We start from the raw sequence: 25,300 nt of genomic DNA, 5'->3' as shown, positions 1-25,300 counted from the left end.
GCCTGTGTCACAGTGTCGCCATGGACCAGCGGATCAGCTTCGTGACCCTGGCTGTGCGCGACCTCGACGCGACCCGCGCCTTCTACGTCGAGGGCCTCGGGTGGACGCCGGCGCTCGACGTCCCGGGGGAGGTGCTGATGATCAAGGTGGGGGAGCACGTCGTGCTCTCGTTGTGGAGCGAGAGCGGCTTCGAGGCCGAGGTCGGCCCGATCCGCCGGGGCGAGGGGCTCGTGCCGATCACCCTGTCCCACAACGTGCGCACCGAGGAGGAGGCCGACGCCGTCCTCGAGACCGCCCGCGCGGCCGGGGCCGACCCCGTCACCGCGGCGGTCCGGCGCGACTGGGGCGGCTACACCGGCTACTTCGGCGACCCCGACGGCTTCCGCTGGGAGATCGCCGTCAACCCAGGCCCGATCGGACAGGAGGTGCTGCCGTGAGCGACGACAGGACGATCCGCAGGTACGCCGAGGTCAAGGAGGCCGGCCTCGACGACTGGCGCTGGCTGGTCGGCGGGCTGCACGCCCGGTTCGCGACCGGCGACTTCGCGACCGGCATCGCCCTCGCCGACGCCATCGCGGCGGCGGCCGAGGAGGCCGACCACCATCCCGACCTCGACCTGCGCTACCCGTTCCTCGCCGTGAAGCTGGTCAGCCACGACGTGGGCGGTGTGACCGACCGCGACCTGCGGCTCGCCCGCCGGATCAGCGAGCTCGCGGCGGCGCAGGGCGTGCCGGCAGCGCCCGACAGGATCTCCACCCTCGAGCTCGGCCTCGACACGGCCGACCGCGACGCGGTGCTCCCGTTCTGGCGTGCGCTGCTCGGCTTCGACGACAGCCGGTCCTTCCCCGGTCGCGAGATCCTCGACCGCGACGGCCGGCTGCCGACGGTCTGGACCCAGGAGACCGACGCCCACGACACCCCCCGGCAGCGGTGGCACCTCGACGTCATCGTGCCGATCGAGCAGGCGCAGGCGCGCATCGACGCGGCGCTCGCGGCCGGCGGCACGATGGTCTCTGACGAGGAGGCGCCGGCGTTCTGGGTGCTCGCCGACGCGGAGGGCAACCGGGCCTGCGTGTGCACGCCGGAGGGACGCGGCTGAGGGTCCACCTCAGCCGCCTGAGCGTCTCGGAACCCGGGACCGGCGTACCAGATAGTGGGACGCCTGACAGACTCGGATGACGGACACGAGGCCCGACGGCTACCGTGCTCGCATGCGCCAGCAGATTCTTGTACGCACGCGACGCGTGAGCTGAGTCCACCGACCACAGCACGCGCGTCGACCCCTCGTTGCCCAACGGCCGAGGGGTTTTTTGTTGGCCGGGGCCCGGACGGGCGAGATCGCAGACAGTGAGGACGAGGAAGCACCAGATGAGCGAGCAGATCACGGGCGCGCAGAGCCTGATCAAGTCGCTGGAGGCGGCCGGTGCCGAGAACATCTTCGGCATCCCGGGCGGCGCGATCCTCCCGGCGTACGACCCCCTGATGGACTCCCGGGCGATCCGCCACATCCTCGTGCGCCACGAGCAGGGGGCCGGCCACGCCGCCCAGGGGTACGCCGCCGCCACCGGCAAGGTGGGCGTCTGCATGGCCACCTCCGGCCCGGGCGCGACCAACCTGGTGACGCCGCTGGCCGACGCGCACATGGACTCGGTCCCGATGGTGGCGGTCACCGGCCAGGTCGGCGCGTCGATGATCGGCACCGACGCGTTCCAGGAGGCCGACATCCGGGGCATCACGATGCCCATCACCAAGCACAACTTCCTGGTGACCGACCCCGCCGAGATCCCCCGGACGGTGGCCGAGGCGTTCTACCTCGCCTCGACCGGGCGGCCCGGCCCGGTGCTCGTGGACGTGGCGAAGTCGGCCCTCCAGGCCGCCACGTCGTTCCGCTGGCCGACCGAGCTGAACCTGCCCGGCTACCGTCCCGTCACGCGGCCGCACTCCAAGCAGATCCGCGAGGCGGCCAAGCTGATCCTCGAGGCCAGGCGGCCGGTGCTCTACGTGGGCGGCGGCACGATCAGGGCCGGGGCGTCGCGCGAGCTGAAGGTGCTCGCGGAGTTCACCGGCATGCCCGTGGTCACCACGCTGATGGCGCGGGGCGCGTTCCCCGACAGCCACCCCCAGCACCTCGGCATGCCCGGGATGCACGGCACCGTCGCGGCGGTGGCCGGCCTCCAGCGCAGCGACCTGATCATCAGCCTCGGGGCGCGCTTCGACGACCGGGTCACCGGCAACCTCGACTCGTTCGCCCCCGGTGCCAAGGTCGTCCATGCCGACATCGACCCCGCCGAGATCGGCAAGAACCGCATCGCCGACGTCCCGATCGTCGGCGACTGCCGCGAGGTGATCAGCGACCTGCTGGTGGCGCTCAAGGCCGAGGCCGACGCCGGGCACACCGGCGACTACGAGGCCTGGGTCGAGTTCCTGGCCGGGATCAAGCAGCGCTACCCGCTGGGGTACGACGAGCCCGCCGACGGCAGCCTCGCGCCGCAGTACGTCATCGAGCGGCTGGGCAGGATCGCCGGCCCGGACGCGATCTACACCTCCGGCGTCGGCCAGCACCAGATGTGGGCCGCGCACTTCATCGGCTACGAGAAGCCGAACACCTGGCTCAACTCCGGCGGTCTCGGCACCATGGGCTACTCCGTGCCCGCCGCCATGGGTGCGAAGGTCGGCTGCCCGGACACCACGGTGTGGGCGATCGACGGCGACGGCTGTTTCCAGATGACCAACCAGGAGCTGGCCACCTGTGCGATCAACGACATCCCGATCAAGGTCGCGGTGATCAACAACGAGTCGCTCGGCATGGTGCGTCAGTGGCAGACGCTCTTCTACAACGAGCGCTACTCCAACACCGACCTGCACTCCAAGCGGATCCCCGACTTCGTGAAGCTCGCCGAGGCCTACGGCTGCGTGGGGCTCTCGTGCGACAGCCCGGCCGACGTCGACGCGACCATCGCCAAGGCGATGGAGATCGACGACGTCCCCGTCGTCGTGGACTTCCGGGTCCACCGCGACGCGATGGTGTGGCCGATGGTGGCCGCCGGCACCAGCAACGACGACATCAAGTACGCCCGCGACATGGCGCCGAAGTTCGACGACGTCGAGGACGACTGGGAGGTCCGGAACCCGTGAGTGAGCGACGCAGCAACGGAGGACGTCGATGAGCAAGCACACCCTGAGCGTCCTGGTCGAGAACAAGCCGGGCGTCCTGGCCCGGATCGCGGGCCTGTTCAGCCGCCGCGGCTTCAACATCGACTCGCTGGCCGTGGGCCCGACCGAGCACGACGAGGTCTCCCGGATGACCATCGTGGTCAACGTCGAGGAGTCCCCGCTCGAGCAGGTGACCAAGCAGCTGAACAAGCTGGTCGAGGTGATCAAGATCGTCGAGCTCGACGGGACCGCCTCGGTCAACCGCGAGCTGCTCCTGGTCAAGGTCCGGGCCGACGCGGACACCCGCGGCCAGGTCCTCGACGCCGTCGGCCTGTTCAAGGCCCGGGTCGTCGACGTCGCGACCGACGCGATCACGATCGAGGTGACCGGCAACGGCGACAAGCTCGCGTCGTTCCTGAAGGTCGTGGAGCCCTTCGGCATCCGCGAGCTCGTCCAGTCCGGCATGGTCGCCATCGGCCGCGGCTCCCGGTCCATCAGCGAGCGGACGCTGCGCCCCGTCCCGATCCCCGCGCCGCCGGCGGCCACCGGCTGACCACCAGCACCACCCGACGTACACAGAAGACAACCCAGAAGGAGAGCCCCAGTGGCTGAGATGTTCTACGACGACGACGCCGACCTCGCCCTGATCCAGGGCAAGAACGTGGCCGTCATCGGCTACGGCAGCCAGGGCCACGCCCACGCCCTGTCGCTGCGCGACTCGGGCGTCGACGTCCGGGTCGGCCTGCAGCCGGGGTCGAAGAGCCGGGCGAAGGCGGAGGCCGAGGGCCTGCGCGTGCTCACGCCGGCGGAGGCGGCCGAGGAGGCCGACGTCATCGTGATCCTGGCGCCCGACCAGCACCAGCGGAAGCTGTACGCCGAGGAGATCGCCCCGCAGCTCGCCGAGGGCGACACCCTGGTGTTCGGCCACGGGTTCAACATCCGCTTCGGCTACATCACCCCGCCCGAGGGCGTGGACGTCTTCATGGTCGCGCCGAAGGGCCCCGGCCACCTGGTCCGGCGCGAGTACGTCGACGGGCGCGGCGTGCCGGTGCTGGTCGCGGTCGAGAAGGACGCCTCGGGCCGGGCCTGGGACCTCGCGCTGTCCTACGCCAAGGCGATCGGCGGCCTGCGCGCGGGCGGCATCAAGACCACCTTCACCGAGGAGACCGAGACCGACCTGTTCGGCGAGCAGGCCGTGCTGTGCGGTGGCGCCAGCCAGCTGGTGATGTACGGCTTCGAGGTGCTCACCGAGGCCGGCTACCAGCCCGAGGTCGCCTACTTCGAGTGCCTGCACGAGCTCAAGCTGATCGTCGACCTGATGTACGAGGGCGGCATCGCCAAGCAGCGCTGGTCGGTCTCCGACACCGCGGAGTACGGCGACTACGTCTCCGGCCCCCGGGTCATCGACGAGCACGTCAAGGAGAACATGAAGGGTGTCCTCGAGGACATCAAGAACGGCTCCTTCGCCAAGCGCTTCATCGACGACCAGGAGGCGGGCTCGCCGGAGTTCAAGAAGTTCCGCGAGCAGGCCGAGCAGCACCCGATCGAGAAGACCGGTCGCGAGCTGCGCAAGCTGATGTCGTGGGTGAAGAGCCACGACTCCGACTACGTCGAGGGCACCTCCGCCCGCTGACGACGGATAGTCCGGCACGTTCTTGACGGATAGTCCGGCACGTTCCTGCATGTCAGGAACGTGCCGGACTATCGCATTTCAGGAACAAGACCGGGATGGTTGAACGTTCCACCACGTATGCGCATCGAGATCTGGAGTGACGTCGTCTGTCCGTGGTGCTACGTCGGCAAGCGCCGGCTGGAGGGTGCTCTGGCCCGGCTCGCGGAGTCGGACCCGGCTGCGGCCGACCGGGTCGAGGTGGTCTACCGCTCGTTCGAGCTCGACCCCTCGGCGCCGCACCACGGCCACGAGCTGACGACCGGCGTGCTGGCCCGCAAGTCCGGCCGCAGCGAGGCCGAGATGCGGCAGATGCAGCAGCAGCTTATCGACCTCGCCGCCGAGGAGGGCCTGGCGTTCCGGCTCTTCGACAACGTGCACACCAACACCGTGGACGCGCACCGTCTGCTGCACCTGGCACTCGAGACCGCCGGTCCCGCCCTCCAGGTGCAGCTGAAGGAGGCGCTGCTCGCGGCGTACTTCCTCGACGCCCGCGACGTGGGTGACCACGAGGTCCTTGCCGCCGTCGCCACCGGCGTCGGCCTCGACGAGGTCCGGGTCAAGGAGGTCCTGACCACCGACGAGTACGCCGAGGCCGTCGCGGCGGACGTCGCCCGGGCCCGGGCCTACGGCGCCACCGGCGTGCCGTTCTTCGTCATCGACGAGAAGTACGGCGTCTCCGGGGCCCAGCCGGGTGAGGTGTTCGACCACGTCCTCGAGCGCGCCTGGGCCGAGTCGCGGCCCGGCCTCGACCTGGTCGGCGGTGGGGACGCCTGTGGCCCGGACGGCTGCGCCGTCTGACCCTGTCGGGTCGGCGCCGGCTCCGCGCTGAGTGAGGAGCTTGCGCCGACTCGACCTCTCTCTGCGGCGAGCTTGCGCCGACTCGACCTCTTTTCGCGGCGAGCTTGCGCCGACTCGGCCTCTTGCTGCGGCGAGCTTGCGCCGACTCGACCTCTTTTCACGGCGAGCTTGCGCCGACTCGGCCTCTTGCTGCGGCGAGCTTGCGCCGACTCGGCCTCTTTCTGCGGCGAGCTTGCGCCGACTCGGCCTCTTTCTGCGGCGAGCTTGCGCCGACTCGACCTCTTGCTGCGGCGAGCTTGCGCCGACTCGACGGGGGAGTGTGACCCAGTTCGCGCGGACCGGGGGCCGGACGCGGGTTCCGCGGACCGGGGCGGCGGCTGTAAGGTTAGGCGTACCTAAGTAAGCCCAGCCTCACCTGCAAAGGAAAGCGCCGTGCTCGCCAACTACCTGATCGGCCTTCGCGAGGGCCTCGAGGCCGCGCTCGTCGTGAGCATCCTCGTCGCCTACCTCGTGAAGACGGACCGCCGTCACCTGCTGCCCCGCATCTGGGCCGGCGTGGGGCTCGCGGTCGCGGTCAGCCTCGCGTTCGGCGCGCTCCTCACCTGGGGTCCGCGCGGCCTCACGTTCGAGGCGCAGGAGGCCATCGGCGGCACGCTCTCGATCGTCGCCGTCGGCTTCGTGACCTGGATGATCTTCTGGATGGCCCGGGCGGCCCGCGCCATGGGCGGGGAGCTGCGCGGCCAGATCGACAGGGCCGCCGACGGGACCCGCTGGTCTCTGGCGCTCGTCGCCGTCCTCGCCGTCGGGCGCGAGGGCCTGGAGACCGCGCTCTTCCTGTGGGCGGCCACCCAGGCCGGCACCCGCGAGGCCGCCGGTGCCGCGACCGCCACCTGGCAGCCGCTGCTCGGTGCCGCGCTCGGGCTGGCCACCGCCGTCGTGCTGGGCTACCTCATCTACCGCGGCGCGATCTCGATCAACCTCAGCCGCTTCTTCACCTGGACCGGCGCGTTCCTGATCCTGGTCGCCGCCGGCGTGCTGTCCTACGGCATCCACGACCTGCAGGAGGCCGGCATCCTGCCGGGCCTGAACACCATCGCGTTCGACGTGTCCGGCACCATCGACCCCGGCACGTGGTACGCCACGCTCCTCAAGGGCGTCTTCAACTTCTCGCCGGTCACCACGGTGCTCGAGGCGGTCGCCTGGCTGCTCTACGCGGTGCCGACGATGACCCTGTTCTTCCTCGGCGTACGCCGCCGCTCGGCGCAGCCGCAGCCCGCGAAGCAGCCGCAGCCCGCCCCGGTCGCCCACTGACCGTCCCCGCCCTGACCGCACGCACCTGAAGGACCCTCACCCCGATGCGTCTTCCCCTGCTCACGGCCGCCCTCCTGGCGGTCCCCGCCCTGGCCGCCTGCACCCAGAACGGCTCCACCGACACCGCGAGCGACGACGACCGCACGATCACGGTCAGCTCCACCGACGACGCCTGCGACCTCTCGGTCGACGAGGCCCCGTCGGGCAAGCTGACGTTCGACGTCACCAACGACGGCTCGAAGGTCACCGAGTTCTACCTGTACGACGAGGACGGCGAGCGCATCGTCGGCGAGGTGGAGAACATCGGGCCGAACCTCACCCGTCAGCTGGTCGTCAACGCCGCCGCGGGCACCTACGTGACGGCGTGCAAGCCCGGCATGAAGGGCGACGGCATCCGGGCCGACTTCACCGTCACCGACTCGGGGGAGAAGGTCGACACCTCCGCCGACGAGCAGGCCATGGTCGACAAGGCGCAGGAGGAGTACGGCGAGTTCGTCCAGGACGAGTCCGACCAGCTGCTCGCCGGCACGGCGAAGTTCGTCGCGGCGTACAAGTCGGGGGACGACCGGACCGCGAAGGCGCTCTACCCGGAGGTCCGCACCCACTGGGAGCGGATCGAGACGGTGGCCGAGTCCTTCGGTGACCTCGACCCGAAGATGGACGCCCGCGAGGCCGACCTCGAGCCCGGCCAGAAGTGGACCGGCTGGCACCGCATCGAGAAGGACCTCTGGCCGGCCCGTGCCGAGAAGTACGAGTCGCTGACCATGAAGCAGCGCGCCGTCTTCGCCGACGACCTCCTGGCCAACACCAAGACCCTCGACGGCCGCATCGGTGAGCTGGAGTTCACCGTCGACCAGATCGCCAACGGCTCCCGCGGGCTGATGGAGGAGGTCGCGACCGGCAAGGTGACCGGCGAGGAGGAGTACTGGTCGCGCACCGACCTGTGGGACTTCCAGGCCAACGTCGACGGCGCCAAGAAGGCGTTCGAGGTCCTCGAGCCCGTCCTCGAGCGCAACGACCCCGAGCTCGAGGAGACCCTCGACGAGCGCTTCGACGCGCTCCAGGAGCTGCTCGACGCGCAGCGCGAGGGCGACGGCTTCCGGACCTACGACTACCTCTCGCCGGAGGAGGTCAAGCAGCTCGCCGACGCGGTCAACGCCCTCGCAGAGCCGCTGTCCCACCTGACCGCGGCGGTCATCGGCTGACCATGTCCGGACCGCTGAACGTCTCCCGCCGCGGCCTGGTCGGGGGCGGCGCCGCCGCCGTCGGCGTGGCCGGCGCGTTCGTCGCCGGCCGGGCTACCGCCGACGACAGCGTCGGCACGCCGGGCCGTGCCGGCGCGGCGTACGCCTTCCGTGGCGAGCACCAGGCCGGCATCGTCACCCCCGCGCAGGACCGCCTCCACTTCGCCGCGTTCGACGTCACCACGAGGTCCCGGGCCCAGCTCATCGCGCTGCTCGAGTCCTGGACCGAGGCGGCGGACCGGATGACCCGGGGGCTGCCCGCCGGTGAGATCGGGCCGGTCGAGGGTGCCGCGAACCTGCCGCCCGACGACACCGGCGAGGCGATCGGTCTGGACCCGGGCGGCCTGACGATCACGTTCGGCTTCGGGCCCGGCCTGTTCCGCGACGCCGACGGCAAGGACCGCTTCGGCCTCGCTGACCGGCAACCCGAGGCGCTGCGCGACCTGCCGCACTTCCCGGGTGACAACCTCGACCCGGCGCGCTCGGGGGGCGACCTGTGCGTCCAGGCGTGCGCCGACGACCCGCAGGTGGCCGTGCACGCGATCCGCAACCTCGCCCGGATCGGCTTCGGCGTGGTCGCCGTGCGCTGGTCGCAGCTCGGCTTCGGGCGCACCTCCACCACCTCGACCGCCCAGTCCACGCCGCGCAACCTGTTCGGCTTCAAAGACGGCACCGCCAACGTCAAGGCGGAGGAGTCCGACGCGCTCGACGAGCACGTCTGGGTCGGTGCCGGCGACGACGCGGCGGCCGACTGGCTGGCCGGTGGCTCCTACCTCGTCGCGCGCCGGATCAACATGACCATCGAGGTCTGGGACCGGCAGCCGCTCGGTGACCAGGAGGCGTTCGTGGGCCGCACCAAGGCCAGCGGTGCGCCCCTGTCCGGGGGTGAGGAGTTCAGCGAGCCCGACTTCTCGATGCCGGGGAGCGACGGGCCGATCATCCCGCGCGACTCCCACGTCAGCGTCGTGCACCCCGACCACAACGACGGGGTGCGGATGCTGCGCCGCGGCTACAACTTCGTCGACGGCACCGACGCGCTCGGCGGCCTCAACGCCGGCCTGTTCTTCCTCGCCTACGTGCGCGACCCGCGGACCCACTTCATCCCGGTGCAGACGAAGATGGCGAAGGTCGACGCGCTGATGGAGTACCTCAAGGTCTCCGGCTCCGCGCTGTTCGCGGTCCCGCCGGGCGCGCGGCCGGGGGAGTACGTCGGCCAGGCGCTCTTCACCTGAGGCCGACCTGTCGCAGCTTCACGGCGCAGGGCGCCGACCCGTCGCAGCTTCACGGCGCAGGGCGCCGACCCGTCGCAGCTTCACGCCTCAGGGCGTCGACCCGTCGTGAATTCACGACGGGTCGACGTTCTCGCAGGTGAATTCGCGACGGGTCGACGTCAGGGCTGGGAGACCGACACCCGGCCCGCGTCGACGTGCCAGCGGTGGGTGACCCCCAGCGACTCGACGAGCGCCTCGTCGTGGCTGACCACCAGCAGGGTGCCCGGGTAGTCGGCGAGGGCCGACTCCAGCTGCTCGATGGCGGCCACGTCGAGGTGGTTGGTCGGCTCGTCGAGGACGAGCACGTTGACCTCCCGCGCCTGGAAGACCGCCATCAGCGCCCGGGTCCGCTCACCCATGGACAGGGTGCGGGCGGGGCGGTCGACGTGCTCGCTGCCGAGGCCGAACTTCGCCAGCAGCGTGCGCACCTCCCCGCGGCCCGGCCCCTGGCCGTCGGGGCCCGCCAGCTCGGCGCGCACGACGTCGACCACCGACGCGTCGGAGTCGAGCAACGTCCGGCGCTGGTCCAGGACGCCGGTCCGGACCCGGGTCCCGAGCGACTGCCGGCCGGCGGACAGCGGGAGGTCGCCCAGCAGCGCCTTGACCAGGGTGGTCTTGCCGCTGCCGTTGTCGCCCGCGATCGCGATCCGGTCGCCGCGTCCCACGGTCAGGTCGACCGGTCCGAGCCGGAAGCCGTCCCGGACCACCTCGGCGCCGTCCAACGTGGCGACCACGGCCGCCGGGTCCGGTCCCGGCGTGATCGAGTAGCGCAGCTCCCACTCCTTGCGGGGCTGCTCGACCGCGTCGAGGCGGTCGACGGCCTTCTTCAGCCGCGCCGCCTTGGCGCCCTGCCGGTCCGCGCGGGCCCGGTGCTTCTCCCTGATGTGCTTGTCCGGCTCGTCCCCGCCGGCGACGTTGCGGCGACCCTTGGCGGCCCAGTCGTCGCGGCGCCGGGCCTGGGAGAGCAGGTCGTCGCGGCGGCCGGCGTAGGTCTCGTAGGCCTCCCGGGCCTGGCGACGCACCAGCTCGCGGGCGGCGGCGTACTCCGACCAGCCGCCGGTGTAGTGGCCGATCCGCTGCTGGGGAAGGTCGAGCTCGACGACGTCGGTGGCGACCCGGTCCAGGAACGCGCGGTCGTGGCTGGCGATCAGGACCGGCCCGCGGTGCGAGGTCACGAAGTCCACCACGAGCGCGAGCCCGCGGGCGTCGAGGTCGTTGGTCGGCTCGTCGAGCAGCAGCACGTCGTACCTGCTGAGCAGCACGGCCACCAACGCCGCCCGGGCCGCCTGGCCGCCCGAGAGGCTGCCCAGGGGGCGGTCCGGGGCGACGTCCAGACCCACGGACGCGGCCACCTGCGGCAGCCTGTCCTCGAGGTCCGCGGCACCGAGCGCCAGCCAGCGGTCCAGCGCCGCGGCGTACTCCTCGTCGGCCCCGGGCTCCTCCGCCGCGAGGGCCGCGGTGGTGCGCTCGAGGTCGCGGTCGGCGGCCCCGACGCCGGTACGCCGGCGGGCGTAGTCGAGGAGGGACTCCGTCGGGTCGGGCACCACCTGCGGGAGCCAGCCGACGGTCGCGTCGCGCGGGGCCAGCCTGATGGAGCCGGACTCCACCGGCAGCTCACCGACGATGGTCCGCATCAGGGTCGACTTGCCGGCACCGTTGGGGCCGACGACGGCGGTCACCGAGCCGTCGGCCAGGACCAGGTCGAGGCCGGTGAAGAGCGTGCGGGCGGCGAACGAGACGTCGAGGCCGGCAATGGTGAGAGTGGTGGACATGGGCGCTCCAGGTATGACGAGAAGGGCCCCGCGCGGGCGGGAGGGCTCGAGGTCGTCAGGCGATGTCCACGGAGGAAGAGTAGCGGCGAGGATGGGCGCGGACACAACCGATTTCGCGACGTGCGCTCGGGTAGTGTGGAAAGCCGCACAGCGTCGTGCATGCCAACCTGTACCTCCAGGAGCGAGGACACCGCTGTGACCAAGCCCGTCGTACTCATCGCCGAGGAGCTGAGCCCGGCCACCGTCGAGGCGCTCGGCCCGGACTTCGAGATCCGCTCCTGCGACGGCGCGGACCGTGGCGAGCTGCTGCCCGCCATCGCCGACGCCGACGCGATCCTGGTCCGCTCGGCGACGAAGGTCGATGCCGAGGCGCTGGCCGCCGCGTCCCGCTTGAAGGTCGTGGCGCGCGCGGGCGTGGGACTCGACAACGTCGACGTGCGATCGGCCACCCAGGCCGGCGTCATGGTGGTCAACGCCCCCACCTCCAACATCGTCTCGGCCGCCGAGCTCGCGGTCGGGCTGATGCTGGCCGCGGCCCGGCACATCTCGCCCGCGCACCAGGCCCTGCGGCACGGTGAGTGGAAGCGGTCGCGCTACACCGGCACCGAGCTCTACGAGAAGACCGTGGGCATCGTCGGGCTGGGCCGGATCGGCGTCCTCGTCGCCCAGCGGCTCTCGGCCTTCGGGATGAGGGTCGTGGCCCACGACCCCTACGTGCAGGCCGGCCGCGCCGCGCAGATGGGGGTCCGCCTGGTCGACCTCGACACCCTGCTCGCCGAGGCCGACTTCATGTCGGTGCACCTGCCGAGGACCCCCGAGACGATCGGGCTGATCGGCGCCGAACAGCTCGCGAAGGTCAAGCGCTCCCTCGTCCTCGTGAACGCCGCACGCGGGGGCATCGTCGACGAGACCGCGCTCTACGCCGCGCTCAAGGAGGGCCGCGTGGCGGCCGCCGGGCTCGACGTCTTCGCGCAGGAGCCCTGCACCGACAGCCCGCTGTTCGAGCTCGAGAACGTCGTCGCGACGCCGCACCTCGGCGCCTCCACCGACGAGGCGCAGGAGAAGGCCGGCCTCGCGGTCGCCCGGTCGGTGCGGCTCGCGCTGGCCGGCGAGCTGGTGCCCGACGCCGTCAACGTGCAGGGCGGCGTGATCGCCGAGGACGTGCGGCCGGGCATCCCGCTGACCGAGAAGCTGGGGCGGGTCTTCACCGGGCTGGCGGGGGAGGTGGCCCAGCAGATCGACGTGGAGGTCCGCGGCGAGATCACCGACTACGACGTCAAGGTGCTCGAGCTCGCCGCGCTCAAGGGAGTGTTCGCCGACATCGTCGAGGAGCAGGTCTCCTACGTGAACGCACCGCTGCTCGCGGCCGAGCGCGGCTGCGCCGTACGCCTCGTCGCTGACCCGGAGAGCCCCGACCACCGCAACCTGATCACGATCCGCGGCACGCTCGCCGACGGGTCACAGGTCTCGGTGAGCGGCACCCTGATCGGGATCAACCAGAAGGAACGGCTCGTCGAGGTGAACGGCTTCGACGTCGACATCGAGCCGACCGACCACCTCGCGTTCTTCCGCTACTCCGACCGGCCCGGCATGGTCGGCACGGTCGGCGGGATCCTCGGCGACGCTGGCGTGAACATCGCCGGCATGCAGGTCGCCCGCGACTCCAAGGGTGGCCAGGCGCTCGTCGCCCTTTCCGTCGACTCCGCCATCCCCCACGAGGCACTCGCCGAGATCCAGCAGGCCATCGACGCCGTGTCGGTGCGCGCGGTCAACCTGGTCTGACGGATGGTCCGGCACGTTCTGGACGAACCGGCACTCACCCGCTCGGAGGGCGCAGCCCCGCCTCCCGGGCGCGCAGGGCGGCCGCGGTGCGGTCCGGTACCTGGAGCTTGGCGAGCACCTGCGAGATGTGGTTGCGGACGGTCTTCTCCGACATGCCGAGACGCCGCGCGATCTCGTGGTTGCGGCAGCCCTCGGCCAGCAGCTCGAGGACCTCGCGCTCGCGGGGCGTGAGGTGCGGGAAGGCCGGCGTCGGGGGAGCGGCCGGGGTGCGGTCGGGGCCGCCCAGGTACGCGACGATCCGCCGCGCGACGGACGCGCCGTAGACCGCCTCGCCCGCTGCGACCGACTCCACGGCGCGCACGATCTCCGCGCCGTCCGACCCCTTCACCAGGTAGCCGCGGGCACCCGCGCGCAGCGCGGCGAACACGTGCTCGTCGTCCTCGTGCATGGTCAGGACCAGGATCGGCAGGTCGGGGCTGGCCTCCAGCAACCGGCGCGTCACCTGGAGGCCGTCGAGGCCCGGCATCGACAGGTCGGTGATGACCACGTCCGGCTCCAGCTCGCGGACGCGCACCACGAGCTCGGCGCCGTCCCCGACGTCCGCCACGACGTCGATCGAGTCCGCCTGCTGCAGCACCGCCGTCAGGCCGTAGCGGTACATCGGGTGGTCGTCGGCCAGCACCACGCGGATGGTCATGACGTCCCTGCCAGGGGCAGCACGGCGCTGACGACGGTCCCGTGGGGACGGGCCGGCCCCACCTCGAGGGTCCCGCCCAGGTCCGCGGCCCGCCGCCGCATCGAGTCGAGACCGTGCCCGGGGCCGGGCCCGGCGGCGAAGCCGTGGCCGTCGTCGGTCACGAGCAGGCGCAGGTCGCCGTTGGCGCGGGCCAGGCGTACGGCGCAGCGCCGCGCGTCCGCGTGCCGCACCACGTTGGTGAGCGACTCCGAGAGGATCCGGAAGGCGGCCTCCTCGACGGCGGGTGGCAGGGCCGGGAGCCGGTCCGCGGAGAGCTCGAGGCAGGGGGCGCCGAGCCTGCCCATGCCGAGCGAGGAGGCCGTGTCGCGGACGGCGCCCTCCAGGCCATGCAGGTCGAGCGACGTCGGCCGCAGCCCGTCGATGACCCGCCGGACCTCGCGCACCGCTGCCTCGGACTCGTCCCGGGTCCGGGCGAGCAGCTCGGCGACCGCGTCCGGGTCGCTCCGCAGCGCGGTGGCGGCCGCCTCCAGCCCCAGCGCGATGCCGGACAGGGAGGGCCCGAGGCCGTCGTGCAGGTCCCTGCGCAGGCGGTCGCGCTCGGCCAGCGTCGCCTCGGTGACGCGCGCCCGCTCCTGTGCGAGGTCAGCGGTCAGCCGCTGCGAGCGGACGACGACCGCGAGGTGGGGCGCGAGCGCGAGCAGCAGCCGGGCGTCGGTGTCCGCCACCTCGCGCGCGCCGCGTCGGGGGCCGACCGAGAGCGTGCCGAGGACGGAGCCGCCGTGGCGCAGCGGCAGGTCGAGGGTGACCGCGGTCTGCTCCCCGACGGCCGCGAGCCGGTGCCCCTCGTCGTCGCGTACCGCGGCGTACGTCGCACCGGCCGCGGATGCGACGGCCTCGAGCATCGCGACGACCGGGTCGTCGTGCTCGACGGCCAGCCCGGCGCCCAGTCGGTCGACGACGGCGAGGGGGTCCGCCTGCTGTCCGCGCACGAACCTGTCGACCAGCACCCGCAGCCGGGCCGCGAGCGGGATGACCAGGACCGCCACGACCGCGGAGGCGGCCAGCAGCGGCAGCGGTCCGTCGGGTGCGAGTCGGGCGAGGGTCGTGGTGAGGCCCCCGACGACCAGGGCGACGAGCAGCGTGAGCGGGACGTAGAGCAGCGTGCGGCGGACCACCACCTCGATGCCCAGCAGCCGGTACCGCAGCACCCCCACCGCGACGGCGACGGGGACCAGGCAGTACGACACCACGAACAGCACGCGGTACTCGCTGAAGACCGTGGCGAGCATCGCGGTGACCACGACGAGCAGCCACAGCAGCTGCTGCCGCTCGGGTGCGCGGGCGCCCACCACGCGGACCAGGGTGCCGACGATGGTGACCGCGGCGGTCCCGATCAGCAGCGCGCCGGCCGGCGGGCCGACGACGTACATCCACCAGGAGGGTGCGTCCCAGGGGAGCTCGGTGCCGCGCACGGTGTCGTCGACGCCGCCGGGCCCGGTCGCGACGGCCAGCACGGCCAGGGCGATGCCCAGCAGCGCAACGCGCACGTGCCAGGACCAGAACCGTGACGCCGGTCGGCCGGTGGGGTAGAGCGGCGGCAGCACGATGATCGGCAGCAGCAGCGACGGGAACCACGTGAACGACGCCAGCCAGGCAGCGGGCAGGCCGAGCGGCAGCGAGCCGTCGGGGTCGGTGAGGGCGCGCGTCGCGTAGGCGTCGGCGGCCACGTTGGCGACCTGCAGGAGCGCGGACCCGACGAGCAGCCAGCCGATCGCGTTGCGCGGTCGCAGGTGGATGAGCGCCGCTCCCGAGAGGGCGAAGGAGACCACGGCCGGGGCGACCCATCCGTCGGGCGCCGGGGCGACCACGTCCGGCCGCGTGTACACGCCCCCGGAGATGGAGAACGGCACCGTGGCGAGCAGCAGGAGGGCGAGGGCGGCCAGGGACCAGCCGGCTGCCCGCACCCACCGCTCGTGACGCTCGGCCCACATGTCTGCAGTGTGCGCCCGCGAGGGCCGTGCTGTCCCGGGACCGGGGTCTCGGGACACCCGGGAGACCCTCCCGGGCGGGCCGGGTCTCGAGGCTCATCCGGCCCGGCGGTCGCGGTGCTGTGCTGGCCGGGTCCCACACCCCAGGAGAGGGAGCAAGCCAATGACCACACCGGCAACGACCGTCCACTCGCACGGCGTGGACGTCCTCCATCCGCTGGTGGCCTCGGCCTTCGGGGCCGCGGTCTTCGCGACCTCCATGGCCGCGGGCGAGGCGTTCGACCTCAACGCCGACTCCGGGTCGGACAGTGGGGTGGGGACGAGCGACCTGCTCGCCTACGCCGGCTTCGTCCTCGCCGCCGCGGTGATCGCGGTCTCGCTGGGCCTCTGGGCACGGGCAGGATCACCCCGGCGGCTGTCGCGCACCGCCCTCGGGCTCGCCGTGGCCGCGGCCGTCACCGTCGTCGCCTTCTGGTCGAGCTGGCCGCTGGTCTTCGGCGCCACCGCGGTCGCCCTGGCGATGGAGCACCGGCGCCGCCTCGGGTCGCTGTCCGCCACCAGCGCAGGCGCGGCCGTCGTCGGCGCCCTCGCCCTGTCCGTCGCAGCGCTGTTCTGCGTCATCGGCTGACGGGGATCGACATGTCGAAGCGCGCCCTGCTCTCCGTCGTCGCCGCAGCCGCCGCGGTCTCAGCGCTCGTCGGCACCCCGGCCCCTGCCACCGCCGGTGCCGAGCACGGCTTCGTCCCGGAGGACTACGACGCGGCCGAGCACTTCGCCGCGGGGGAGGGCTTGTGCGTCCCCTGGGCCGGCACCTTCCACGAGGTGCGGCACGGGGGGTACCGCGCCGTCACCGCGCCGGGCGGCCAGCAGCCGGGCGAGGTGCACGTCAACGGGGCGGTCGACGGACTGGTCGAGCTGATCCCCGATGACACCGCACTGCCGACCTACACCGGCACCTACCGGGAGAAGGTCGACGGCATATTCCTGGGCACCACCCCGGAGGGCGACGACCTCCTGCGGGTCGCGCAGTTCCGGCTGCGCAGCACCCTGCGCGGGACCGACGGGTCGACGTACACGTTGCGGGGCTCGGGCAAGGTGACGCTCAACGCCCACGGTGAGCTGGTCGTCGACCGCGAGCAGTTCACCTGCGCGTGAGGCGCCTCGGTCAGGCCACCATCACCCGGCCGGCGCCGCTCTCGGCCCGGCCGGTGCGGCCGCGCACGACCTCCCACGCAGCGACCAGGCGCCGCACCGCCTCCTCGAGCTCCTCGGGAGGACGCGTCCACGGGATGCGGACGAACCGGTCGAGCCCACCCTCCGCGGCGAAGACCGGACCGGGCGCGATGATCACACCGCGCCGCTCGGCCTCCGCGACCACGACGGTGCCGAGCGGACCGGGCAGCTCGCACCACAGGGCCAGGCCGCCCGCGGGCAGCCGGAAGCGCCACTCGGGAAGGAGGTCCCGCAGCGCGGCGGCCAGGGCGTCGCGCTGCTCGCGCAGCCGCGCCCGGTGGTCGCGGAGGATCGGGCCGGCGTCCGCCAGCAACCGGGCGAGCACCAGCTGCTCCATCACCGGCGCGCCGAGGTCGAGGCCGACCCGCGCCCGGGTCAGGTCGTCCATCCGGCCCTCGGGCGAGCGGATCCAGCCCAGCCGCAGGCCACCCCAGAAGCTCTTGCTGGCGCTCCCGATGGTGATCGCCTCCGGTGAGTACGCCGCGAACGGCCGCGGCATCTCCTGGCCCTCGAGCGCCAGCGCCTGGTGGGCCTCGTCGACCACGGCGACGGTGCGGGTGCGGCGCAGGGCTGCGGCGTACTCCTCGCGCTGGGCGTCGGTCATCACGTGGCCGGTGGGGTTCTGGAAGTCGGGGATCAGGTAGGCCAGCTTCGGGGCCGACTGCCGCAGGGTGGCGCCGACGGCGTCGAGGTCCCAGCCGTCGGGGTCGACCGGGGCGGGCACCAGCCGGGCGCCGCTGTGCCGGATCGCCTGGGTGGCGTTCGGGTAGACCGGCGACTCGACCAGCACCCGGTCCCCGGGGCCGGTGAACGCCTGCGCGACGATCGAGGCGGCGCTCAGCGCTCCCGGCGTCACCATGACCTGGTCGGGGTGGGTCGGGAGGCCACGGGCGTCGTACGTCGCGGCGATGGCCTGCTGGAGCTGGGGGAGACCGGCCGGGAAGTAGCCGTGGCCGCCGAGGTACGCCGGCAGGTCGGCCGCGGCCTCGGCGTACGCCGCCGCCACGCCGGGTGGCGCGGACGCGGCAGCGCAGTTGAGGTCGATGGCCTCGTCGTCGCCGGGTCGGGGGAGCAGGGCCCGGTCGTGCGCGCGGGCCCGTCCTCCCGGCACCCGGGTGTAGGTGCCCGATCCCTGCCGGGCCTCCGCGTAGCCCGTGTCGCGCAGGGCGGCGTACGCCCGGGTCACGGTGGTGCGCGAGACGCCGAGGGCCTCGGTCAGCTCGCGCTCGCTGGGCAGGCGGGTTCCGAGGCCGATCCGGCCGTCGCCGATGAGCAGGGTGAGCGCGTCGGCGAGGCCGGCGTAGGCCGGGGTGCGGTCGAAGCCCTCCACCAGGGTGGCGACCCGGGTGGCACTCACGGCGCGGGCTGTGGACTGGGTCATGCAGTCCACTGAACCACAATTGGCTATTGAGGAGAAGGCCAATCGCTCGTCAGGATGGCACCATGTCCGTGATCGCCACCCCCGTCACCGCCCGTCCCGGGCTGACCGACCTCGGCCCAGTCGCCCAGCTGCGTGCGGGCCGGTTGGCCCGCCGGCTGCCCCAGCTCTACGTCGGGCTGGTGCTGTACGGCGTCTCGCTGGCGATGATGGTCCGCGGTGACCTGGGCCTGGCGCCCTGGGACGTGCTGCACTCGGGCCTGATCCGGCACGTGCCGATCAGTCTGGGCCAGGCGGTCGTGGTGATGAGCTTCGTGGTGCTGCTCGCCTGGATCCCGCTGCGGGAGGCACCCGGGATCGGCACCATCTCCAACGCGCTCGTGGTCGGGTTCTCCGCCGACGCCACGCTCGCGCTCCTGGGTCGTCCCGACGAGCTGGCGCTGCGCGGAGGCCTGACCGTCGGCGGCGTGCTGCTGTGCGGGCTCGCGAGCGCGATGTACATCGGGGCCCAGCTGGGTCGCGGGCCTCGTGACGGCCTGATGACGGGCCTGCACCGGCGCACCGGGCTGTCGTTGCGCCTGGTGCGCACCGCCCTCGAGGTCGCCGTCGTGCTGGTCGGGCTGCTGCTCGGCGGCGTCGCCGGCCTCGGCACGGTGCTCTACGCGCTCGCGATCGGACCGCTGACCCAGCGCTGGCTGCCGCGCTGGACCGTCGACCTGACCCCGACCCCTGCCGCCGGCCCGGTCCGGACGGACGATCCGGAGTAGTCCCCCCGGTGTCGACCGGACCCCCCGATCGGGCCAGCCGCCTCCGGCCGGTCGTTCCCGCTTGGTCTGTTCGCCCCCCGACGCCGCAGGTGCGCTGCAACGCTGCGTCCCCTGACGACAGGGGGAGGAACAATGGGGGAGACACGTCGCGCCCGATCCGGCGCGCGCATCGGGATGCTGGTCCTGGCGGTGCTGGCGCCACTGCTCGTGGGGTGGGCCGGAACGCCGGCCCTGGCCGCGGTGGCGAGGCCGTCGGGGCTGGACAGCCAGTCGAGCAAGACGGCCGTGGTGCTGTCCTGGAAGCCGGTCAGGGGCGCGACGTCCTACCACGTGCAGGCCGCGACCACGCGGTCGTTCGGTGACTCGATCCTCGACGTGGTCACGGTCAACACCCACGCCACGCCGACCGCGGTCGTGCCGTTCGGCAAGGTCTACTGGCGCGTCTCGGCGACCAGGGGCGGCGGCTGGAGCAAGTGGGCCACGGCCTCGTTCAACCACTCCCAGCGCAGCGGCCCGGTCCTGGCCGAGCCCGCCGACGGGTCGGTCCTCGACCAGCCCGCACATCCCCCGGTGCTGACGTGGGACCCGGTCCGGGGCGCCCGCAGCTACCAGGTGGAGATCGACGGCGAGGAGCGCGACTGGGTCGACACCGAGTCCTACACGACCCGGACCACGTCCTTGGTGCCCACCGAGACCCAGCAGCCGGGCACCTACTGGTGGCGGGTGCGCGCGTTCTTCGGCAACGAGGTCAACTCCCGTCCCTCGGCCGAGTGGTCCTACTCCATCTCGCCGCTGCCCCGGGTCGGCCTCAAGGCGACGGACGACACCATGGAGGACGTGGTGCTGCAGTGGGACCCGGTCCCTGGCGCCGTCGACTACGAGGTCCGGGTCAGCACGGACAACGGCTTCAACGTCATCACCGACCGCCAGTACGTCACCGGGACCCGCTACTCGCCTCCCACGACCTACGACAACGCGTCGTACTGGTGGCAGGTCCGGGCCCGCGACGTGTTCGGCCAGACCGAGGAGTGGCCCGTCTACCCGGACCGCACCGGCGTCTTCCGGCGCACCTGGCCGGACAAGCCCACCCTGGTGAGCCCTGCCTCCAACTCCACGCCGGCCGGCGACCTCTCCTTCCAGTGGACCCCGGCGCAGCACGCCGCGAGCTACATCCTCGACGTGGGCACCGACCCCGGCTTCTCGATCCCCGGGAGCTTCGGGTCCTGCCCGACCACGCAGACCACCTACACGCCGGGCTGGTCCGGCTACTCGTACTACTGGGAGCACTGCATGCCCGGCGCCAAGGGCACGTACTACTGGCGGGTGCGCGCCATCGACGACAACAGCCAGTGGGGCCCCGACGTCAACGGCCGATTCTCCGAGGTGGGCTCCTTCACCTGGGACCCGCCGGCCGCGCCGACCGGCCAGCTCGGGCCGGTCACCGGCCAGCGGCTCGTCATCGACGGCAACGGATCCTCGCCCTGCACCGCCTCGCTCGCCGACGGGGGTGGGGTCTGCGCCGGCGTGACCTCGACGCCCGTGCTGGACTGGGACCCGGCGCCGGGGGCGACGTCGTACATCGTCTACCTGGCCCACGACCGCAACTTCACGAACATGGTGGACGGCTACGGCGACATCGGCAGCCCGTCGACCTGGGTCCGCACGTCCAACACCCGCTTCGCCCCGTTCGAGGCGCTGCCGGACACCCAGGCCGGGGAGGCGTACTACTGGTTCATCCGTTCCTGCAACGCCAGCGGTTGCGGACTGACACCGGACGAGGCGTCCAACGCCTTCCAGAAGAAGTCGCCGGCGATCAACCTGGTCTCGCCCGCCGACGACGCGGTCGTGGCCGACCAGGTCACCTTCGACTGGACCGACTACCTCGCCACCAACCAGGCGACGACCGACCCGGCGACGGGGGAGCACCCGACGCAGGCCGCTCGCAGCTACCGGATCCAGGTGTCGCAGAACCCGTCGTTCGCGGCGACTCGGCAGGACGCGGTCTACGAGCAGGTGGTGGACCAGACGACGTACACCGAGTTCGCGCACTCCTACCCGGAGGGAGTCCTCTACTGGCGGGTGCAGGCGATCGACGGCGCCGGCAACGGTCTCACCTGGAGCCCGGTGCGCCAGTTCACCAAGAGCTCGCCGAGGCCGGACGTGACGTCGCCGTCGGACGGCGACGTCGTCAACGGCGTCCAGCCCTTCCGGTGGCGCCCGCTGCCGTACGCGCACTACTACGACCTCGAGGTCTACCGGAACAGCGACACCACGGCGTCGCCGGCCAACCTGGCCCTGAAGGTGACCAACATCCGCCAGGCGGCCTACACGGCCAGCGAGCCGCTGCAGGCGCTCGGCAAGGACTTCGTGTGGCGGGTACGCCGCACCGACTACGACGTCCATGCCGGTGCATGGGGCCCGTGGCACCGCTTCCGGGTGGCCGCCCAGCTGCCGAAGCTGCTGCAGCCCGGTCGCAGGGTCAGCCGAACGCACGGGCTCTTCACCTGGCGGGCCACCCGGCAGGCTGCCTCCTACCGGTGGGAGCTCCGACGCGGCTCGTACGTCGAGCAGACGGCCACGACGGCGTCCACCAGCTATGCGCCGACGACAGCGCTGGCCAAGGGGCGGTACAGCTGGCGGGTCACGAGCCTCGACAGCAGCGACCACGTCCTGCGCGCGACCAGGTGGAAGAAGGTCAGGGCGAGGTGAGGTCGCAGCCGTAGACGCGTCGGGCCGGCGCCCAGGTGCGCCGGCCCGGTGCCGCGTCAGCGGCGGGTGGCGATCAGGGTGGAGGCGTCCGAGGCGACCATCACCTCGACGGCGGTGAACCGCTCGTCGGTGAGCCACTGCTCGCGCAGGGTGTCGACGCGACCGCCCGAGATGGGCGGCCAGATCTCGCACGGCGTGAAGTCGTCGAGGACGACGATCCCGCCCTCCTCGACGAGGTCGGCGATCGCGTCGACGCCGACCTCGGTGGGCTCCCCGGAGTCGAGGAACAGCAGCGAGAACGGTCCCTTGTCCAGCAGCGTCGACCAGTCCGCTGCGAGCACCTCCACCTGCGGGTCGTCGACGAAGATCTCCGCGGCCGCGCCGGCCAGCTTCGGGTCGAGCTCGGCGGTCACGATCCGCGCGTCGCCGCGCACGCCGGAGCGCAGCCAGGCCGTCCCGACCCCGCACCCGGTGCCGAACTCGGCCATCGTCCCGCCCCGGGTCGCGGCCAGCGTGGCCAGCAGGCGCCCGGTCTCGTTGCGGCAGAACGACACGTAGCCCGACTTGCGGGAGACGGCGAACGCGCGGGACACGATGTCGGGGAGCTCGGGTGGGGCACTCATGCTGCGGAGTCTTTCATCCTGGGAACGTCGTCTCGCATCCTGAGCAGTCCGCGAAAAGACGTGTCGCCGACCCGGGCCCGCGTCGTACGGTTTCCACACCATGCGGAGCGTGTTCGTACTTATCGAGCGCCGCGGCGAGGCCCAGCAGTAGCACTGCGAGTGAGGCCACCTCGCCGCGGAGTTCGGCGTTGCACGGCTTCACGTCTCATCTGAAGACGCCTCCGCGGCGGGACCGCACCCCACAGCACGTGCGCGACCCGCAACCTGATGGTTCCCGTTTCCTCTCATGTGATCCATGAGTCGACCAGCCCCCGCCGCGGGGCGTCTCAGCGCACGACCCACGTGCACGACTCATCCAGCAGCCGCAGTCGCCCGACCAGCGGCACCGATCACCAGAGGAGAACTCCGATGTACGACATGTATCCCGAGTGGGGACCCGCCAGCCACCACCCCGAGAACCCCCGCAGCGTCGAGAACACGCACGCGGCGGTCCAGGCCTCGCTCGACCTGCGGGACAACGGCGGCCAGCGCCCCGACGACAACTAACGTTCCGCCCATGTCCACCAGCAGCCCGAACCCCAGCTCCGGCACGCTCAAGCTCGCCGTCATCCCCGGCGACGGCATCGGCCAGGAGGTCACCGCCGAGGCGCTCAAGGTCCTCGAGGCCGGCGCGCCCAGCGGGGTGAAGTTCGAGCCGACCCGCTACGACCTCGGCGCGGAGCGCTACCTCGCGACCGGCGAGGTGCTCCCGGACTCGGTGCTCGAGGAGATCCGCGGCCACGACGCGATCCTGCTCGGCGCGGTGGGCGGCAAGCCCGGCGACCCGAACCTCCCGCCCGGGATCCTCGAGCGGGGACTGCTGCTGCGGCTCCGCTTCGAGCTCGACCACTACGTGAACCTGCGCCCGTCCCGCATCTTCCCGGGCGTCTCCTCCCCGCTGGCCGACCCCGGCGACGTCGACTTCGTGGTCGTCCGCGAGGGCACCGAGGGCCCCTACACGGGCAACGGCGGCGCGCTGCGCGTGGGCACCCCCCACGAGGTGGCGACCGAGGTCTCGGTGAACACGGCGTTCGGCGTGGAGCGGGTCGTCCGCGACGCGTTCGCGCGGGCCCAGCGCCGGCCCCGCCGCAAGCTCACCCTGGTCCACAAGACCAACGTGCTGGTGAACGCGGGGGCCGTCTGGTCGCGCCTGGTCAACGAGGTGGCCGAGGAGTTCCCCGACGTGACCGTGGACTACCTGCACATCGACGCGGCGACGATCTTCATGACGACCGACCCCGCGCGCTTCGACGTGATCGTCACCGACAACCTCTTCGGCGACATCATCACCGACCTCGCCGCCGCGATCACCGGCGGCATCGGGCTGGCGGCGTCCGGGAACATCAACCCGGACCGCACCGCCCCCTCCATGTTCGAGCCGGTCCACGGCTCCGCTCCCGACATCGCCGGGCAGCAGAAGGCCGACCCCACCGCGGCGATCCTGTCCGCCTCGCTGCTGCTCGACCACCTCGGGTACGCCGACGCGGCGGCGGCCGTCGAGACCGCCGTCATCGCCGACCTGGCCGACCGCGCCCCCGGCACCACGCGTCGTACCTCCGAGGTCGGCGACGCGATCGCCGCGCGAGTAGCGGGCTGAGGCCGCGCGCAGCTCCACCGGTCAGCCGGTGGAACCGGCACTTGCCAGGTGGTGCGTCCCCTGACGAGTGCCGGTCTCACCTGACAAGTCGACCGCGCGGCCCCCGGCTGCCCCTCCCGCTTCCCGAAAGGTCGACTACCGTGAGCCCCATGCAGATCAGCACCACCCACAACGCCCAGCCGGTCGACGACGCGCGCCTCGCCGAGATCCTCGCCAACCCGGGGTTCGGCCAGCACTTCACCGACCACATGTTCACCGTCGAGTGGACCCCGGACGCCGGCTGGCACGACGCCCGGATCGAGCCCTACGGGCCGCTGACGCTCGACCCGGCCACGGCGGTCCTGCACTACGCCCAGGAGACCTTCGAGGGCATGAAGGCCTACCGCCACGAGGACGGCTCGATCTGGTCGTTCCGGCCCGAGGAGAACGCCGCCCGGATGGCGCGCTCGAGCAAGCGGCTCGCCTTCCCCGTCCTCGACGTCGCCGACTTCGTCGAGGCCGTCGACGAGCTCGTCAAGGTCGACCGGCGCTGGGTGCCGGACGCGGAGGGGGAGAAGAGCCTCTACGTCCGCCCGTTCATGATCGCCACCGAGAAGTTCCTCGGCGTGCGACCCAGCCAGCACGTCACGTTCATGGTGATCGCCAGCCCGGCGGGTTCCTACTTCAAGGGCGGCGTCAAGCCGGTGACGCTGTGGCTCACCGAGGAGTACACCCGCGCCGGCCGGGGCGGCATGGGCGCGGCCAAGACCGGCGGCAACTACGCCAGCTCGCTGGTCGCGCAGCAGGAGGCGACCGCCCAGGGCTGCGACCAGGTCGTGTTCCTCGACGCCCAGGAGGGCAGGTACGTCGAGGAGCTCGGCGGGATGAACATGTACTTCGTCTTCGACGACGGGCGCATCGTGACCCCCGAGACCGGCACCATCCTCGAGGGCATCACCCGCTCCAGCATCATCGAGCTCGCCGGCAAGCTGGGCCACCAGGTCGAGGAGCGGAAGTTCTCGATCGACGAGTGGCGCGAGGGCGTCTCGAGCGGCCGGATCACCGAGATCTTCGCCTGCGGCACCGCCGCGGTGGTGACCCCCGTCGGCTCGCTGAAGTGGGACGGCGGCGAGGTGCCCGCACCGGCGAGCACCGAGCTCACGACGAAGGTGCGCCAGGCCCTGGTCGACATCCAGTACGGCCGCGCCGAGGACACCTTCGGCTGGATGCACCGCATCGTCTGAGGCAGCGCGCCCGACCGCGCCGGCACGCCGGCGCAGGTAACCT

At 72.3% G+C, this 25,300-nt stretch carries 22 protein-coding genes; 17 read left to right on the top strand and 5 right to left on the bottom strand.

Features of this window, described 5'->3' with window-relative positions; translation table 11 throughout:
* Nucleotides 1-20: 20 nt before the first annotated feature.
* The 9 genes from ACFO9I_RS20285 to efeB all read left to right on the top strand — a co-directional run bounded on the left by ACFO9I_RS20285 (nt 21) and on the right by efeB (nt 9,410).
* A complete protein-coding gene (locus ACFO9I_RS20285) occupies nt 21-437 on the top strand; it encodes a VOC family protein (protein WP_379184213.1) in 417 nt (138 codons plus the stop codon).
* Nucleotides 434-1,099 carry a 4a-hydroxytetrahydrobiopterin dehydratase gene (locus ACFO9I_RS20280; protein ID WP_379184211.1) on the top strand — a complete coding sequence of 222 codons (666 nt, stop codon included), beginning with the start codon at nt 434-436 and terminating at the stop codon, nt 1,097-1,099. Before ACFO9I_RS20285 ends, ACFO9I_RS20280 begins: the two co-directional genes overlap by 4 nt.
* Nucleotides 1,100-1,368: 269 nt before the next feature.
* The gene (locus ACFO9I_RS20275; RefSeq protein ID WP_379184209.1) at nt 1,369-3,135 is read left to right on the top strand and encodes an acetolactate synthase large subunit; all 1,767 of its coding nucleotides are present in this window, start codon (nt 1,369-1,371) and stop codon (nt 3,133-3,135) included.
* Nucleotides 3,136-3,163: 28 nt separating this feature from the next.
* Nucleotides 3,164-3,706, top strand: coding sequence for an acetolactate synthase small subunit (gene ilvN, locus ACFO9I_RS20270; RefSeq protein WP_379184207.1), 543 nt, complete (start codon nt 3,164-3,166; stop codon nt 3,704-3,706).
* Nucleotides 3,707-3,757: 51 nt separating this feature from the next.
* The gene (ilvC, locus tag ACFO9I_RS20265; protein WP_379184205.1) at nt 3,758-4,786 is read left to right on the top strand and encodes a ketol-acid reductoisomerase; all 1,029 of its coding nucleotides are present in this window, start codon (nt 3,758-3,760) and stop codon (nt 4,784-4,786) included.
* Between the two features lie 117 nt (nt 4,787-4,903).
* Complete coding sequence (locus ACFO9I_RS20260; protein WP_379184203.1) at nt 4,904-5,623, top strand: DsbA family oxidoreductase; 720 nt, start codon at nt 4,904-4,906, stop codon at nt 5,621-5,623.
* A 432-nt stretch (nt 5,624-6,055) separates the two neighbouring features.
* Entirely contained in the window at nt 6,056-6,934 is an 879-nt protein-coding gene (gene efeU, locus ACFO9I_RS20255; protein ID WP_379184201.1) for an iron uptake transporter permease EfeU, read from the top strand.
* A 44-nt stretch (nt 6,935-6,978) separates the two neighbouring features.
* Nucleotides 6,979-8,139 (top strand): iron uptake system protein EfeO, encoded by a 1,161-nt coding sequence (efeO, locus tag ACFO9I_RS20250; RefSeq protein WP_379184199.1) that lies wholly within the window; start codon nt 6,979-6,981, stop codon nt 8,137-8,139.
* Nucleotides 8,140-8,141: 2 nt separating this feature from the next.
* Nucleotides 8,142-9,410 carry an iron uptake transporter deferrochelatase/peroxidase subunit gene (gene efeB / locus ACFO9I_RS20245; RefSeq protein ID WP_379184197.1) on the top strand — a complete coding sequence of 423 codons (1,269 nt, stop codon included), beginning with the start codon at nt 8,142-8,144 and terminating at the stop codon, nt 9,408-9,410.
* A gap of 158 nt (nt 9,411-9,568) precedes the next feature.
* On the opposite strand, the gene ACFO9I_RS20240 is transcribed toward efeB, so the two are convergent.
* Entirely contained in the window at nt 9,569-11,221 is a 1,653-nt protein-coding gene (locus tag ACFO9I_RS20240; protein ID WP_379184195.1) for an ABC-F family ATP-binding cassette domain-containing protein, read from the bottom strand.
* Between the two features lie 195 nt (nt 11,222-11,416).
* Between ACFO9I_RS20240 and serA the strand changes: the two genes are divergently transcribed.
* Nucleotides 11,417-13,003: a phosphoglycerate dehydrogenase gene (serA, locus tag ACFO9I_RS20235; RefSeq protein ID WP_379184193.1), complete on the top strand. Its 1,587-nt coding sequence runs from the start codon at nt 11,417-11,419 to the stop codon at nt 13,001-13,003.
* Nucleotides 13,004-13,037: 34 nt separating this feature from the next.
* On the opposite strand, the gene ACFO9I_RS20230 is transcribed toward serA, so the two are convergent.
* Entirely contained in the window at nt 13,038-13,700 is a 663-nt protein-coding gene (locus ACFO9I_RS20230) for a response regulator (RefSeq protein WP_379184191.1), read from the bottom strand.
* On the bottom strand, nt 13,697-15,691 hold the full coding sequence (locus tag ACFO9I_RS20225; RefSeq protein WP_379184189.1) for a sensor histidine kinase: 1,995 nt from the start codon (nt 15,689-15,691) through the stop codon (nt 13,697-13,699). Before ACFO9I_RS20225 ends, ACFO9I_RS20230 begins: the two co-directional genes overlap by 4 nt.
* A 160-nt stretch (nt 15,692-15,851) precedes the next feature.
* On the opposite strand from ACFO9I_RS20225, the gene ACFO9I_RS20220 reads away from it, so the two are divergent.
* Together ACFO9I_RS20220 and ACFO9I_RS20215 are read left to right on the top strand one after the other, a co-directional pair.
* Nucleotides 15,852-16,316 carry a hypothetical protein gene (locus ACFO9I_RS20220; RefSeq protein WP_379184187.1) on the top strand — a complete coding sequence of 155 codons (465 nt, stop codon included), beginning with the start codon at nt 15,852-15,854 and terminating at the stop codon, nt 16,314-16,316.
* Between the two features lie 11 nt (nt 16,317-16,327).
* Nucleotides 16,328-16,843, top strand: coding sequence for a hypothetical protein (locus ACFO9I_RS20215; protein WP_379184185.1), 516 nt, complete (start codon nt 16,328-16,330; stop codon nt 16,841-16,843).
* Between the two features lie 10 nt (nt 16,844-16,853).
* Here ACFO9I_RS20215 and ACFO9I_RS20210 read toward each other — a convergent pair whose 3' ends face one another.
* Complete coding sequence (locus ACFO9I_RS20210) at nt 16,854-18,302, bottom strand: PLP-dependent aminotransferase family protein (protein WP_379184183.1); 1,449 nt, start codon at nt 18,300-18,302, stop codon at nt 16,854-16,856.
* Between the two features lie 62 nt (nt 18,303-18,364).
* Here ACFO9I_RS20210 and ACFO9I_RS20205 point away from each other — a divergent pair, with 62 nt between their 5' ends.
* Nucleotides 18,365-19,066, top strand: a complete 702-nt coding sequence (locus ACFO9I_RS20205; protein ID WP_379184181.1) for a YczE/YyaS/YitT family protein — start codon at nt 18,365-18,367, stop codon at nt 19,064-19,066.
* A 132-nt stretch (nt 19,067-19,198) separates the two neighbouring features.
* On the top strand, nt 19,199-21,775 hold the full coding sequence (locus ACFO9I_RS20200; RefSeq protein ID WP_379184179.1) for a hypothetical protein: 2,577 nt from the start codon (nt 19,199-19,201) through the stop codon (nt 21,773-21,775).
* Between the two features lie 56 nt (nt 21,776-21,831).
* On the opposite strand, the gene ACFO9I_RS20195 is transcribed toward ACFO9I_RS20200, so the two are convergent.
* Nucleotides 21,832-22,398 (bottom strand): O-methyltransferase, encoded by a 567-nt coding sequence (locus tag ACFO9I_RS20195; RefSeq protein ID WP_379184177.1) that lies wholly within the window; start codon nt 22,396-22,398, stop codon nt 21,832-21,834.
* Nucleotides 22,399-22,806: 408 nt separating this feature from the next.
* Here ACFO9I_RS20195 and ACFO9I_RS20190 point away from each other — a divergent pair, with 408 nt between their 5' ends.
* From ACFO9I_RS20190 to ACFO9I_RS20180, 3 genes are all read left to right on the top strand, one after another.
* Complete coding sequence (locus ACFO9I_RS20190; protein ID WP_379184176.1) at nt 22,807-22,944, top strand: hypothetical protein; 138 nt, start codon at nt 22,807-22,809, stop codon at nt 22,942-22,944.
* A gap of 10 nt (nt 22,945-22,954) precedes the next feature.
* Complete coding sequence (locus tag ACFO9I_RS20185) at nt 22,955-24,034, top strand: 3-isopropylmalate dehydrogenase (RefSeq protein WP_379184174.1); 1,080 nt, start codon at nt 22,955-22,957, stop codon at nt 24,032-24,034.
* Nucleotides 24,035-24,183: 149 nt separating this feature from the next.
* The gene (locus tag ACFO9I_RS20180; protein ID WP_379184172.1) at nt 24,184-25,257 is read left to right on the top strand and encodes a branched-chain amino acid aminotransferase; all 1,074 of its coding nucleotides are present in this window, start codon (nt 24,184-24,186) and stop codon (nt 25,255-25,257) included.
* Nucleotides 25,258-25,300 lie beyond the last annotated feature (43 nt).

It is taken from the genome of Nocardioides sp. GCM10023255 (assembly GCF_042653125.1).
Lineage (GTDB): Bacteria > Actinomycetota > Actinomycetes > Propionibacteriales > Nocardioidaceae > Nocardioides.
Note: the sequence above shows the minus strand (reverse complement) of the source record. Positions and strands in the feature narration are given on the sequence as shown.